Here is a 13,289-nt window from a genome sequence, read left to right as displayed (position 1 = left end):
CAAGTTATGCCTCGCCTAAAACAGGCAAATCAGGTTGAAAACAAAATGTGTCCCGCAAAGCCCACCCGCAAAGTCCGCAACACCAGCATCAAAATCCTTGTAAAAGAAGCCAAACAAATGATAAATGGTCCTTATTTTTGTCCTGAATGCCGCAAAGAGCGCCTACAAATTTTAACCGACAACAAAAAGCAAGAAGTCTTCGTTGTCTGCGCTTGCGGCTTAGAGCAGCAATTAACATTTGCGCCAGTATTCCAACCCATAGACTACTACAACAAATTCAGAGACCTACGCAAAAAACAAATGCAACAAAGATGAACACCCACAAAAACAGACACACCATTTAACACCAAGCTAACTGCAACTGTACAAACAGCAAGAGATTTTGGGGCAGAATTGGTGCGGCCGACGGGATTCGAACCCGTGATCGCAAGCTTGGAAGGCTTGTGTCCTAACCAGGCTAGACGACGACCGCTCGTGCTATCTCCAATATGGCAAGCGTAATTTAAGTTTATCTGGGTACAAAAGCGTAGGCGACAGCAAGCAAAGTGGTTGAAGCTAAATTGGGTTTAGAACGCGGGTTGGTAGCAGTTGGTTAATAAGGCATAGGTAGAATAATGGTTGTTAGAGTTGTTGGGTTTTGAGTGAAGAGAAGCTTGATTTTAGTCGTTCGTTTGTTGTGTTGGGGAATTTGGCGTTGTTTGCTTGGGTTGTTTTGGCGTCAGTTAGCATTTGGCTCTACAATGTGGTTTACGGCTGGGTTTTCTTTGCCTTCACGGCGGCTATGGTGTATATGATTTTGCGCAGGCTGGGCTGCAGCAGTTGCTACTACTGTAAATCATGCACTAGTGGGTTTGGCAGGTTAGCAGGCGCGTTTTTTGGTCGCGGATACCTAAGAAACGGCAGTGTAGGGAACAGACGGTTGCTTGTTGGCTTTATTTACGTGCTGCTGGCGCCGATTCCAGTTGCGGTTTTGGTTGTTTCCCTGATGCAGTCAGTTAACGTTTTTGAAGCCGCGGTTCTTGTGTGTTTACTTGCGTTAACCGCGTACAGTTTGGGTACGTGGCTTAGAAAGTAGGTTTAAAAAAAGTTGTTAGTGGAGCAGTTGAATTAGTTTGTCGTAGTTGCGTTGGAAGGTTATGCCTTTTTCAGAGGCGCGGTAGAGTATGCGGCGGTCTTCGGTGTTTTCCTGTAGCAAATTATTTTTGAGCATGAAATTCAAGTACTGGTTAACCAGTTTGAAGTTCAAGTTTGCTTTGTACATTATACGGGTCTTTGAAGCGCCTACTCTTGTCATCTTTAGGATTTCGTTTACGATATGCAATCTGTCTCTCCTACTTGACAACAGTGTAACACATGCAGTTTCCATTTCGAAGCCTTCTCCTATCGCTCCCCAGCCTTACTGAAGAATAAATTTCAAGCAAGGGCATCTGCCACGATGGCGGATTGAGCCCAAGCAAGTCTTCATCAGCCTGGTTCACGAAACAATCAAGTGGAACTGCGATACTTAGTGATTATCCACATATACTCCATAAACTATGTAGCCAAAACCAAAAACCCCAACTCAAGCCGTTTTTAGCCAAAACACCCAAAAATCAGACTTTTTACAGCAAAACTCAGATATTGACAGTTTAAAACCGTTTCTAAACCAAATCTACCCTCTGATTGCCGCGTTTAACGCTTTTAGGCAATAGGGAAAAGGGAAATCAAAATTGGGGTTTAGAAGACGTAGGGCAGGTCTTTGCTTTTGTCTTTTATGTCTTTTAATGATTCGTATTGGGCTTCTACGAGGATTTTTAGTGAGTCGATGTGTTTGCGGATGTCTTCGATTTCGTTGACTTTGGTTAGGGCTCCGGATTTTGCTAGTTGTTCGTTCATGTTTTTGAGGGTTACTTCTAGGACTTTGACTTTGAAGGCGAAGATTTGTAGGGTGTAGAGTAGGGTGAGTTGTGAGGATATGCGGTCTAAGCGTTCGTAGGCTATCATTCTGCGGGTGAACGCTTGTAGCCGTTGTGCTTCTGTGGCGTCTTTTGACTGTAAAAGCCGCTCGTAAGATGCTTTTTGCTTTTCAGAGAGCTCCCTGCTTTCATCAAAAGCCTTCTGAAGCCTCTTTGAGGTCCTCTCCATCAATTCAAGAACTTCATCCAAACCTGAATTCCTCACAATGCAATCTACAAATCCAAAACGCAGTATTTCACGTTTTCCATAACCACCACAACTTTTAGAGCACAAACAACAGCGCAAACAAATAAAAACAAGCAAAAAAGAAAAGAAGAAGCCGCGTTTTAGGGCGGCAACAAACTCTAACGGGACGGTTTAAGCTTTCTTGGCTTTTTCTAGTTGTTTGAGGATTTTCTTTTTGCCTATGGTATAAGCAATGGAGTAGTCGAAGAGTCCAGAGGCGGCTTCTGCTGCTTGCTTGATCATGGCGGTTTCGATTTTGATTTTCAGTTTGCCAATTGCTAGTGCACCTATGCCAAATACACCAGAGGGCAGGTCTTTGCCGTCGTCGTTTACGCCTAAGCCTTCTACGCCTAGGGGTTTAATCGCGTTGATGTCGGCTACGATTTTGCAGTTTGGTGCTGCTTTCAGGTCGGCTGCGCTTAGTAGCTGGATGCCTCCTGCGCCTGCGGCAAGAATGATTTCGGCGTCTTTTACGGCAGCGGCGGTTTGCTCAGGCTTGCTAACTTCCACGACTTTGACGCGGGTTTCGCCTGCTTCGGCGTTGATTTTGTCTGCGATTGCTTGGCCTTTAGCCATGGTGCGTGAGGTTATGGTGACGTCTGCTTTTTCTGCGGCGTAGATGCGTGCTGCTGTTTGACCGACAGGACCAGTGCCTGCGAGCACAGTGACTTTTTTGCCTGCCAACTCACCTAGACCTTTAGAGAGGGAAAGACCCAAAGTTTTAGCGACCGCGCCAGCTGCTGTTGAGTAGGCGCCGCGGGGGTCTACGATGATGCTGTTTCCCCAAGGAGCCGATGCCATGCATTTTTGGGTTGCTTCAACGACTTCTTTGACCATGTCAAAGTTGCTCCCGTTGATGAAGATTTTTGTGTGTGCTGCTCCCATAGGTCCGCGTGGAAAGAGGGCGTCAAAGACGATTTTTGCTGCGTCTTCGCCGTTGACGTTTTCGTATTTGAATATCATGGAGTCTGGGAATGCGTCTATGGCGACAAGCATGTCAAAGGGACTGCAATACTTGTCGGTGTCTAAGAAAACAAAAACTGTTTTGAAACTTGGTTGTGCCATTTTATCTTGCACCTGAATAAGCTGTTGACGCAATTTAGACATTTAAGAATTACCACGCCTGTTGGAAGGTGGACATGTAACGGTTTAATAATTGCGTGGATGTACCATAAAAGTGAGAGGACTGTTGTTGTCGTTTACTGAGAATTTAGAGAAGCTTTCTAATGCCTGCGGCGTGGCGGGCAGAGAAGAGGAAACACGAAAACTTTTGATAGAGATGCTAAAGCCGTATGTTGATGAGGTCAGCGTGGATCGGCTTGGGAACGTAATATCCGTAAAAAAGGGCAAGGAAGGCAAGCCCAAAGTTATGCTGGCAGCGCACATGGACGAAGTTGGCTTGATGATAAAAAACATAACCAAAGAGGGCTTTTTGAAGTTCATAAAAATGGGTGGCATAGACGACCGCATACTCTTAGCCCAACAGGTCAACGTGCACACTGAAAACGCCACATTACCAGGTGTTGTAGGCGCTAAACCCCCGCACATACAAAAAGAAGATGAACGCAAAAAAATCGTCACCTACGATAACCTGTTCATAGATATCGGTGCGTCAAGTAAAGAAGAAGCCCAAAAGATGGGGGTTAAAGTCGGAGACCCTGTAGCGTTTGATGCAAAGTACGTGCAGGTCGGCAAGGATATAGGCATGGGTAAAGCGTTTGATGACCGCGTGGGATGCGCCGCTATGGTGGAAGCTATGAAGCAACTGGGCGACACGAACTGCACGGTGTATGCAGTTGGCACCATCCAAGAAGAGGTAGGTCTGCGAGGGGCAGGAGCCGCCGCTTTTGGAGTAGACCCCGACGTAGCCATAGCATTAGACGTAACCGTTGCAGGCGATGTCCCCGGCGTACGAGAATTTGACACCTCCGTAAAACTGGGCAAAGGACCCGCCATAACCGTCACCGACGCAGGACTCATAACCCACCCCAAAGTTCTACGGTGGTTCATGGACGCCGCAGCCGAAAACAACATCGACTACCAACTGGAAACAGGCTTAATGGGCAGCACCGACGCCGCACGCATATCCCTAACAAGACAAGGCATACCCAGCGGAACCATATCCATACCAGCCAGGTACATACACAGCCCCACAGGACTAATCAACCTCAACGACAGCAAAAACGCAGCCAAACTAGCAGCCGCCACCATACAAAAAATCCAAAACATCCCCTAACCCACATCTTTCCACCTTTTGAAGGCTCTCTTTTTTTGAGCAAGTTGTAAATTTGGCGGTGAAGAAACTTTTTTAGCGCAGCTACGTTTTCAGTTGGTGTAGCAGTTGGAGGCTAAAGAAATGGGTGATTTTTCGGGGCAGTTTGAGTTTTTGGAGCATACAGCAGATGCGTTTGTTGCAGCGTATGGAAAGACTATGGAGGAGGCGTTTGGGAATGCGGCGTTGGCAATGTTTGAGGTTATGACGGATACAAAGAGGGTTGTTGCAGAGCAGAGGGTGGAGGTTGTGGTTGAGGCGCAGGATGAGTATGCGTTGATTTATAATTGGCTTGAGAAGCTGCTGGTGGAAGCTGAAGTTGAAGGCTTACTGTTTTCCAAGTTCAAGGTGCACAGCATCCAACAAACAAAGAAGGGTTTTAGGGTGGAGGCGTCAGTTTGGGGCGAAGCATTTGACCCGCAAAGGCACACGCAAAAAGTTGGCGTGAAAGCAGTGACGTATCACCAGATGGAAATTAGTAAAGAAGAGGGGAAAGTGAAGCTGGTTTTTCTGTTGGATATCTGATCTGATTAGACGAGGTTGTAGTTTTTTAGTTCTGCGATGAATTTGTCGACTACGGATTCGGGGGGGGTTTGTGTTGTAGAGGCAGTGTGTACGATGAAGGGGACTTTGCGGTTTTTGTAGTAGCGTATGAGGGGGCTTGTTTCGCATTCGTAGATGTCTAGACGCATCTTTATGACTTGCGCGTTGTCGTCGGGACGCTGATACAGTGAACCGCCGCATTTGTCGCAGACACCTTCGGTTTTGGGTTTTAAGAATTTGAGGTTGTAGACGGCGCCGCATTTTTTGCATATGCGCCTAGAGGTTAGGCGTTCGATAATTAGCCAGTCGGGCACGATGAGTTGTATGATGACGTCGATTTCGGCTATGTCGCTTAGGGAGTCAGCCTGCGCCAGAGTTCGTGGGTAACCGTCTAAGATGAAGCCGTTGCCGTTAGGAATTTTGGCAATGCGGTCTTTGAGAACTTCTAATGCGATGATATCGGGAACCAGCAGCCCCGCCTCCACGTAACTTTTGATTATGCGCCCTAAAATGGAGTCTTCCTGCAGCATTTCCCGGAAAATGTCCCCCATGGATATAATGTTGATGTCCAGCTTCTCTTTGAGCCTCGCGGCGTAGGTGCCTTTTCCAGAGCCTGGGGCACCAAAGATTATCGCTTTCATTAAATCCAGCCTTACCAGTTTGGTACGGGCTATGAAAATAATAGACTCTCACTGTTAAAGGTTACGTGAAAAAGGCAACAGGAAAGTGTTAAAACAAGAACGTTTATGGCACTTCAAACAAAAGTCTTTGCAGCAATCAAAGGCGAAGTAGCCAGATGCACACCAAACAAATTGGAGAAAAACTGTTCCAAATTGACCTGCAAACAGGCAACCACTCAAACCTCATAGCCAGCTACGTCCTAAAAGGCCAAAAAACCATAATCGTCGAGACAGGACCCGCCTCTTCAACCCCAAACCTACTCGCAGGACTACAAGAACTACAAGTCAACCCCGCCGATGTCACATACGTTGCCCTCACACATATCCACATAGACCACGGCGGCGGAGTTGGCACCCTGCTAAAAAGCCTTCCAAACGCCAAAGTCATAGTCCACGCCAAAGGCGCCTCGCACCTTGCAGACCCCACCAAACTTTGGGCAGCCTCCCAAGAAACCCTCGAAGATATAGCGCAGTTATTTGGTGAACCCGAACCCGTAGAGAAAGACCGCATAATCATAGCAGGCGACGGCGACGTGTTCAGCGCAGGGGAAGGGGTTGAGTTGCGGGCTGTGGAGACACCAGGGCATGCAGCACATAACTTGAGCTACTACGAACCGCTGAATCAGGGCATTTTCACGGGGGACTCAGCAGGAGCTTACCTAAGCGAATTTGACACCGTTTTTCCAACCACGCCGCCGCCGTTTCGCCCCGACATAGCCTTGGCGTCCATAGAAAAACTCGTCAACTTGAACCCTCAATACCTGTATTATAGCCATTTTGGCAAGGCACAAAACGCAGTCAAACGCCTGCAAGGCTACGCAAAGCAAATCAAGCTTTGGCTCAACATCACCCAAAAAGCACTCAAACAAGGCTGCACCGACGAGCAAATCCGACAAAAAATCCTCAGCCAAGACCCCGTCGCACAAAAAATTGCAGCCAACCTACAAGCAAACCCCATCCACAACAAAACCCTCATAAAAAACAGCACCCAAGGCTTCATAAACTACGCCAAAAAGAAGCAACAATCTTTGAAGGAGCCATAGCCAAAACTGTTTATATCGAGCTTGGTGTCCTTTTTATGCAGGTTTAGATTATGGTTGCTAACAAGGGTTATGGTCAATCTGAGAAGGTTCCTGTTGAGAAGGTTGGCGATTGTGTTTGGCGTATTCCGCAGTTTAAGCAGGGTATGAAGGTTCCAGGTGTTGTTTACGCGGATGATGCTTTGATGGAGAAGATGTTAACTGACCGTACGTTGAATCAGTGTGCTAATGTTACGTATTTGCCGGGGATTTACAAGAACGCCATAACGTTGCCTGATGGGCATGAAGGTTATGGGTTTCCTATTGGAGGCGTTGCTGCAACGGATTATGATGAGGGTGTAATTAGCCCTGGCGGAGTGGGTTATGATATTAACTGTGGCGTGCGCCTGTTGTCCACGAACTTGTCAGAAGAGGATGTACGCCCCAAACTACATGATTTGACTAACGCGATTTTTGATAATGTTCCTTCGGGTTTGGGTAGCAGCCGCAAAGACTTTAGGGTAAGCCCTGTTGATCAAGACCGCGTCGCCACAGAGGGTGTACAGTGGCTTATAGAGAAGGGCATGGGCTGGCCTGAAGATGCAAAGCACTGCGAAGAGTCAGGGCATATGAAAAATGCCAACCCCGACAAAGTCTCCCACACCGCCAAAAAAAGAGGACTCAACCAGCTAGGCACTCTGGGCTCAGGAAATCATTTCTTGGAAATCCAAAAAGTAGACAAAATCTTCAATCCCGATACGGCGAAGGCGCTTGGTTTGACCCATGAGGGGCAGGTTACGGTGACGATTCATTGTGGTTCACGCGGCTACGGACACCAAGTCTGCAGTGACTATCTTAAAGTCATGGAACGCGCCGTGCACAAGTACAAGATGGATTTGCCTGACCGCGAGTTAGCCTGTGCGCCAGGAAGCAGCAACGAAGCCCAAGATTACGTTCAAGCCATGGCGTGCGCAGTGAATTACGCGTTTTGTAACCGTCAAGCTATTATGCACTGGGTTAGGCAAAGCTTCCAGCAGGTCTACAAGCAAGATGCTGAAAAACTTGGGTTGAAACTGGTTTACGATGTGGCACATAACATCGCCAAAACTGAAACCCATGATGTTGATGGCGTCAACAGGAAGGTTTGGGTGCACCGAAAAGGCGCGACCCGAGCTTTCCCGCCTAATCACCCTGAAATCCCTCAAGATTATCAGCCTTACGGGCAGCCAGTTCTTATCCCCGGCAGCATGGGCACAAGCTCTTGGGTGCTGGTTGGCACAAAAAAATCCATGCAGCTAAGCTTTGGCTCCACAGCACACGGCGCAGGACGCATGATGAGCAGGGCAGCAGCAAAACGCAGGTTCTGGGGCGGTGATATAAAAACCGCGATGGAAAAAAGGGGAATTGCGGTTCGGGCAGCGAGCGCGTTGGTTTTAGCTGAAGAAGCAGATGGAGCATACAAGAACGTGGATGCCGTGGCAGAGGTTAGCGACAAAGTCGGCATAGCCACCAAGGTTGCGCGGCTTGTTCCCATAGGGGTAGTCAAAGGTTAAAAAGAGCGGGTCATCCATATAGTACAGCAGAGGCGAAGTAGGATGTCAAGTGATGCTTTGAGGACAAGAAAACTTATCGGCGCAGTTGCTATAGCCTTGCTTGCGGTTTTCACGGTTCTGGGCATTTTAGGGGTTCTTTCAACCATGGAGTGGATAATCGCCGACGTCATAGTTGCGGTCATAGCAAACCTGCTCTTCAAAAGGGTCGGGAACATAACGTACTAGAAGGGCAAAGTGAGCTGCTGCAGACGGCCAAGGGCGTGATGGCGCGCATAAAGTAATCACATGTATTTTTGTTACGACGCGTTGTCACCAGTTTTTCAGCAAAATCTTAAATATTGATAGAAGCTAATAGCGGAAAGGGGGCATTGTATGCAGGAAGCTTCTAAGGTCGGTCAACCTAACAGGAGCCAAGGCGCTGTAGAAGCAGGTTTTTCGGTTAATCATCAGAAGAACCACAAAAAAGTAGCAAGCATGGGCAGCATTGAGGATATAGAAACTTTAATGTCCTTAGGATTAACTGGGCGGCAAGCCAGAGTCTATCTTGCGTTACTGAAAATAGGCGACAACAAAGCTAACGCCGTAGCAAAACTGTCTTTAGTAAACCGTCAAGAGATTTACCGCATATTAGACAGCCTGCAAGAAATAGGGTTAGTCCAAAGAAAAGTTACGGCTCCAACAACTTTTACACCAACCCCTGTTGATGAAGCCCTAAAGATGCTGCTGGAGAAAAAGGCAAACGAGCTTAAAATTACGCGGCAAAAAACAAGAGGGGTCATAAAAAAATTTGGCATGCTTGCGCCGAACTCAACAACTCGTGCTAACGAATGCTGCTTAGGAGTTATCTCAGAAAACGACCGCGGCAAAAAATACGAGAGCGCCCTTGAAAATGTTCAGGAAAGCATAGAATGCGTCACCACATGGAACAGGTTCAGACAACTGGTTTTGTTTGAATCCCAAATAGAAAAAATCCTCAAAAACGCGATAAACATACGGTTCATACTGGAAAAACCGCCGCAAACGCTTTTTCCCAACTGGGCAGCAAATGCAGCATTCAAAAAACCCTCACGCCTTAAACTAAAAACCCTTCCAAACCAACCATCTGCAGCAGTAACGATTTTTGACAACACCACAGTTTGCGTAGCTCTTGACACAACGGCAGATTTGAAAAAAGGTCCGCATCTGTGGTCAAATAACCCCAGCATAGTCTCATTAGCTAAGGCATTCTTTAACAACACATGGGCACAAGCAAAAAACCTTGAGACCGCTAAACAGTTTTAATTACAGCCAGATTTGGAAAAACAGCTTTTACGCTGCGGCTTTTGAGGTTTATGTTTTTTGCAGGTCGGAAACATGGACGCAACATGCTAAGTACCCAAAACGGCGAGATGCTTCCACCAAATACGGAGAAAATTAGATGTCTACCAAATTTTATCCGAAAAACCTAAAGAATCAAACACAAGTATACCGAACAATCGCGTTGTTACTGATGATTTGCATAGCTATGCCACTTGCCGTTTTACCTACTACTAACGCTGCTACCGCTCAAAAACAAACATACGCATACATTGGCGCGTTGCCTAACCCCGCGGGTATAGGTCAAGACGTACTGTTGCACGTTGGAATAACTGATGCTTCAAACTGGGAACAGGGACCATGGACAGGGCTAACTGTAGAAGTTACCAAACCTGATGGTTCCAAAGAAACCCTGGGACCATTCACGACTGACCTTACAGGCGGAACAGGTGCAGTTTACAATCCTGAAATGGTTGGCACCTATAAGTTCCAAACGCACTGTCCTGACCAAGGTCCTCTAATAGCGACCATACGAGGCACGGCAGATGCGGGCACGTTGCTTTTAGGCAGTAGCAGCGACGTACTGGAGCTTACGGTACAAGAAGAAATGCCGCCAGCATATCCAGGCTTTTCGATGCCCTCAGAATACTGGACACGACCCATTGACTCACAAATCAGAGAATGGTCATCTATTGCAGGCAGCTGGGTAGCCTCACCGCCTAACCTGTACGCTCCCTACAACGACGGACCTGAAAGCGCACACATACTATGGACCAGACCCCTAGAAATGGGCGGCTTGGTCGGTGGAGACCTTGATGGTCATTCCATGGAGATGGGCGATGCATACGAAGGAAAATTCATCAACTCAGTAATCATTGATGGCGTACTTTACTACAACAAGATTAACACTCAGGGCAGAGGAAGTGTACCTATTGAAGCTCAAGAGATTATTGCAGTAGACCTGCACACAGGCGAAGAACTATGGATGAAGCCACTTGTAACTCCCGACGGTGATGTTCTAAGCTTATCGTTTGGTCAAACATTCTATTGGGACGCATTTAACGTGCACGGTGTTTACACGTATCTTTGGGCGACCAGCGGCAGCACATGGCACGCGTTTGACGCATTCACTGGAGACTGGTCCTACACTGTTACAGATGTACCTTCAGGCAGCAACGTTTACGGCGCAAAAGGCGAAATCTACCGTTACACAGTTGACTTAAGAAACGGCTGGATGAGCCTTTGGAACTCGACAAGAACCGTGAACCCACAAGAAACAAGCAGCAGCCAAGACGGCAGTTGGGGACGCTACCTAAACACAGCAGCTTATCCCCGAGTGTTCCCCGCTGAACGAGGAATCCAATGGAACGTAACCATACCCACAAACCTTCCAGGAAGTGTCGTTGCGACTTTCCCTGAAAACAAGGTCGTAGGAGCATCAATTACTCCAACTGATGTTACTATGTGGGCTTTGAGTTTAGAAGCTGGAAAAGAAGGCACAGTGCTTTACAACGAGAAATGGAATGCACCCGCAGCTTGGGCAGATGGAAACCAGACCATCCAGTGGATGACTGGAAGTGAAATAGAAAACGTTGGAGTTATGTTCTCAAAGGAAACCTGCCAGAACTATGGCTTTAACTTGGAAACAGGCGAGTACATGTGGGGACCAACTACGCCACAGCACTACTTAGACGCTCTTGACGACACCAAAGCTGGAGCCAGAATCATCGCCTACGGAAACCTCTACTCAGCAAGCGTAAGCGGAATCCTATACTGCTACGACATCGAAACAGGCGTCCTCAAATGGAAATACGAAGCCAACGACACCTACACCGAAATCCTCTGGGCTAACACCTGGTGGCTGCGACCACTATTTGCAACCGACGGCAAAATCTACGTTGGACACTACGAACACTCAGCCATTGACCCCAGACCCCGCGGCGCACCCTTCATATGCGTTGACGCAGAAACCGGAGACGTCGTATGGACAGTAGACGGAATGTTCCGTCAAACCCGATGGGGCGGACGAGCCATTATCGGCGACAGCATCATAGCTACAATGGACACCTACGACCAACGCGTCTACGCCATAGGAAAAGGTCCTAGCGCAACAACTGTAGATGCCCCCATGACAGACTTAGCATTAGGAAACAAGGTAGTCATAAGCGGCACCGTGACGGATATTTCGCCTGGAACCAGCGAATACGCGTTGACTGCGCGGTTCCCCAACGGAGTCCCAGCGGTTTCTGATGAAAGCATGAGCGACTGGATGCTTTACGTTTACAAGCATTTCACAAAACCCACTGACACAACAGGCGTTACAGTACACTTAACAGCCATTGACCCCAACTGCAACACCCAAGACATAGGCTACACCACCAGCGACTCCTTAGGCAACTACGCAATCACATGGGAACCCCCAGTACCAGGACTATACACAGTAACAGCCACCTTTGAAGGCACCAACTCTTACTACGGCAGCGAAGCAGGAACGTACTTCTTTGTCACTGAAGCAAACGCAGCAAACCCCAGCGTCACTGCAACACCAACACCAACAACAACAGACCAACCAACACCACCAGCACAAACAGCATCACCCGCACCCTCCACTGCACCCCCACCAACAAGCGAAACACCAACCACCACCTACATAGCCATAGCAGTAGCCGCAATCATAATCGTCATAGCCGCAGCAGCCTTAGTACTTAGAAAACGCCAATAAACCAACAAAACACCTCCCTTTCCTTTTTTATAAAACAAAAAACGAGTAAAATGGGGCTGAGTGGGCTTTGGCGGGTTTTTCTGCGTCAGTAGTTAAGTCCCGTGTAGTTTCATTCTCTTCCCTCTTGGTACCGTCAAAGCCCCAGCAAACCCAACAACCATAAACATTAAACCAGCCGCCAACGACCACAGCAAAACAGACCACAAACAGCCAAGCAAAACAAAATACTTCAAATTCTGCAGTTAACACGCAGGATTTGCTTAGTTTTGAGGGTGAATTTTAATAGTCTCTTCAAAAATTAGGTTAGTATGTTTTAGAAACATCTTGTGCTGGTGAGAGCATTTAAGGATGAATGCGGGATTTGCAAGCGTGTTCTGTCGATTAGTCGTTTAAGAAAATGTGAGCGGTGCAAAAAACTGTACTGCTATGACTGCATGACTCCCGATGTAGCTACAGGCGACCCTACCGCGATGCTTTGTTTGAATTGTGCCCGCAGGGTGGTTTCTCCGCGGGTTCGCTCTAAATATGAGGGGTTAACTATGCATCTACGTTTTCGCTCGGCTTTTACCAGCATGGTCAAACTGTCTTTTGCGCGTATAGACGGCCTGATTGGCAGCAACTTGCCCATGGCAGCGTACCGCAACACGGAGTGGTGGAGCAACAAAAAAGGCAGCGCCCACGCAAAAGGCTGGCTAGACGCATGCTGGGAAGTCCACGAAGTCAACCTCCAAGAAGGCTACGTCTACTTCAAAAAAACACCTCAGCCACCAGCTAAACCGCGCGAACGGCGCAAACGCAAAGCCAAACTTGAAATCACACAACCATTCACCCCCGTCCCCGTGCGCCCCTTCAAATCCAAAATCCCCTCCAAAACCAAAGCCTCCAAACTCTACGCCCGCATACTCAACTTGGAACGCCAGAAAAAAGCAGGAAACCAAATCAGCGGCTTCAAACCCAAATCACGCTACGAAAAAAAGCTCTTTGGCTCCAACGAAAAACCAACAAAATAAAAAGCAAAAAAAA

15 protein-coding genes and 1 tRNA gene are annotated in these 13,289 nt (G+C 47.6%); 10 read left to right on the top strand and 6 right to left on the bottom strand.

What is annotated here, in order from left to right; translation table 11 throughout:
- Window positions 1–45: 45 nt before the first annotated feature.
- Window positions 46–315, top strand: coding sequence for a hypothetical protein (locus NWF04_10040; GenBank protein MCW4006911.1), 270 nt, complete (start codon window positions 46–48; stop codon window positions 313–315).
- Between the two features lie 79 nt (window positions 316–394).
- Here the strand turns inward: NWF04_10040 and NWF04_10035 are convergent.
- Window positions 395–472 (bottom strand) — tRNA-Gly (locus NWF04_10035).
- A gap of 165 nt (window positions 473–637) precedes the next feature.
- Between NWF04_10035 and NWF04_10030 the strand changes: the two genes are divergently transcribed.
- Window positions 638–1,075 (top strand): hypothetical protein, encoded by a 438-nt coding sequence (locus NWF04_10030; protein MCW4006910.1) that lies wholly within the window; start codon window positions 638–640, stop codon window positions 1,073–1,075.
- Between the two features lie 15 nt (window positions 1,076–1,090).
- Here the strand turns inward: NWF04_10030 and NWF04_10025 are convergent, their stop codons facing one another.
- The 3 genes from NWF04_10025 to NWF04_10015 all read right to left on the bottom strand — a co-directional run bounded on the left by NWF04_10025 (window position 1,091) and on the right by NWF04_10015 (window position 3,246).
- On the bottom strand, window positions 1,091–1,342 hold the full coding sequence (locus tag NWF04_10025; GenBank protein MCW4006909.1) for a winged helix-turn-helix domain-containing protein: 252 nt from the start codon (window positions 1,340–1,342) through the stop codon (window positions 1,091–1,093).
- Window positions 1,343–1,716: 374 nt separating this feature from the next.
- A complete protein-coding gene (locus NWF04_10020; GenBank protein MCW4006908.1) occupies window positions 1,717–2,145 on the bottom strand; it encodes a hypothetical protein in 429 nt (142 codons plus the stop codon).
- Window positions 2,146–2,313: 168 nt separating this feature from the next.
- Window positions 2,314–3,246 carry a methylenetetrahydromethanopterin dehydrogenase gene (locus NWF04_10015; protein MCW4006907.1) on the bottom strand — a complete coding sequence of 311 codons (933 nt, stop codon included), beginning with the start codon at window positions 3,244–3,246 and terminating at the stop codon, window positions 2,314–2,316.
- Between the two features lie 127 nt (window positions 3,247–3,373).
- Between NWF04_10015 and NWF04_10010 the strand changes: the two genes are divergently transcribed.
- Entirely contained in the window at window positions 3,374–4,417 is a 1,044-nt protein-coding gene (locus NWF04_10010; protein MCW4006906.1) for a M42 family metallopeptidase, read from the top strand.
- A gap of 105 nt (window positions 4,418–4,522) precedes the next feature.
- On the top strand, window positions 4,523–4,978 hold the full coding sequence (locus tag NWF04_10005) for an archease (protein ID MCW4006905.1): 456 nt from the start codon (window positions 4,523–4,525) through the stop codon (window positions 4,976–4,978).
- Window positions 4,979–4,983: 5 nt separating this feature from the next.
- On the opposite strand, the gene NWF04_10000 is transcribed toward NWF04_10005, so the two are convergent.
- The gene (locus NWF04_10000) at window positions 4,984–5,637 is read right to left on the bottom strand and encodes a nucleoside monophosphate kinase (protein ID MCW4006904.1); all 654 of its coding nucleotides are present in this window, start codon (window positions 5,635–5,637) and stop codon (window positions 4,984–4,986) included.
- A gap of 155 nt (window positions 5,638–5,792) precedes the next feature.
- Here NWF04_10000 and NWF04_09995 point away from each other — a divergent pair, with 155 nt between their 5' ends.
- The 5 genes from NWF04_09995 to NWF04_09975 all read left to right on the top strand — a co-directional run bounded on the left by NWF04_09995 (window position 5,793) and on the right by NWF04_09975 (window position 12,266).
- Complete coding sequence (locus NWF04_09995) at window positions 5,793–6,719, top strand: MBL fold metallo-hydrolase (GenBank protein ID MCW4006903.1); 927 nt, start codon at window positions 5,793–5,795, stop codon at window positions 6,717–6,719.
- Between the two features lie 143 nt (window positions 6,720–6,862).
- Window positions 6,863–8,248 carry an RtcB family protein gene (locus tag NWF04_09990; GenBank protein MCW4006902.1) on the top strand — a complete coding sequence of 462 codons (1,386 nt, stop codon included), beginning with the start codon at window positions 6,863–6,865 and terminating at the stop codon, window positions 8,246–8,248.
- Window positions 8,249–8,290: 42 nt separating this feature from the next.
- Window positions 8,291–8,473, top strand: a complete 183-nt coding sequence (locus NWF04_09985) for a hypothetical protein (protein MCW4006901.1) — start codon at window positions 8,291–8,293, stop codon at window positions 8,471–8,473.
- A gap of 147 nt (window positions 8,474–8,620) precedes the next feature.
- Entirely contained in the window at window positions 8,621–9,529 is a 909-nt protein-coding gene (locus tag NWF04_09980) for a hypothetical protein (protein MCW4006900.1), read from the top strand.
- A gap of 136 nt (window positions 9,530–9,665) precedes the next feature.
- Window positions 9,666–12,266: a PQQ-binding-like beta-propeller repeat protein gene (locus NWF04_09975; GenBank protein MCW4006899.1), complete on the top strand. Its 2,601-nt coding sequence runs from the start codon at window positions 9,666–9,668 to the stop codon at window positions 12,264–12,266.
- A 424-nt stretch (window positions 12,267–12,690) separates the two neighbouring features.
- Here the strand turns inward: NWF04_09975 and NWF04_09970 are convergent, their stop codons facing one another.
- Window positions 12,691–12,846 (bottom strand): hypothetical protein, encoded by a 156-nt coding sequence (locus NWF04_09970; protein MCW4006898.1) that lies wholly within the window; start codon window positions 12,844–12,846, stop codon window positions 12,691–12,693.
- Here NWF04_09970 and NWF04_09965 point away from each other — a divergent pair.
- Window positions 12,839–13,276 carry a hypothetical protein gene (locus tag NWF04_09965; GenBank protein MCW4006897.1) on the top strand — a complete coding sequence of 146 codons (438 nt, stop codon included), beginning with the start codon at window positions 12,839–12,841 and terminating at the stop codon, window positions 13,274–13,276. The genes NWF04_09970 and NWF04_09965 overlap by 8 nt on opposite strands.
- Window positions 13,277–13,289 lie beyond the last annotated feature (13 nt).

It is taken from the genome of Candidatus Bathyarchaeota archaeon (assembly GCA_026014465.1).
Taxonomy (GTDB): domain Archaea; phylum Thermoproteota; class Bathyarchaeia; order Bathyarchaeales; family Bathycorpusculaceae; genus JADGNF01.
The sequence above is the reverse complement of the archived record's forward strand: the minus strand, read 5'-3'. Positions and strand labels throughout refer to the sequence as shown.

Coding starts and splice junctions, on each gene's coding strand:
- NWF04_10015 (MCW4006907.1), bottom strand. CDS start 3,246: ATGGCACAACCAAGTTTCAAAACAGTTTTTGTTTTCTTAGACACCGAC.
- NWF04_09995 (MCW4006903.1), top strand. CDS start 5,793: ATGCACACCAAACAAATTGGAGAAAAACTGTTCCAAATTGACCTGCAA.
- NWF04_10040 (MCW4006911.1), top strand. CDS start 46: ATGTGTCCCGCAAAGCCCACCCGCAAAGTCCGCAACACCAGCATCAAA.
- NWF04_09985 (MCW4006901.1), top strand. CDS start 8,291: ATGTCAAGTGATGCTTTGAGGACAAGAAAACTTATCGGCGCAGTTGCT.
- NWF04_09965 (MCW4006897.1), top strand. CDS start 12,839: ATGGTCAAACTGTCTTTTGCGCGTATAGACGGCCTGATTGGCAGCAAC.
- NWF04_09990 (MCW4006902.1), top strand. CDS start 6,863: ATGAAGGTTCCAGGTGTTGTTTACGCGGATGATGCTTTGATGGAGAAG.
- NWF04_10000 (MCW4006904.1), bottom strand. CDS start 5,637: ATGAAAGCGATAATCTTTGGTGCCCCAGGCTCTGGAAAAGGCACCTAC.
- NWF04_09980 (MCW4006900.1), top strand. CDS start 8,621: ATGCAGGAAGCTTCTAAGGTCGGTCAACCTAACAGGAGCCAAGGCGCT.
- NWF04_09975 (MCW4006899.1), top strand. CDS start 9,666: ATGTCTACCAAATTTTATCCGAAAAACCTAAAGAATCAAACACAAGTA.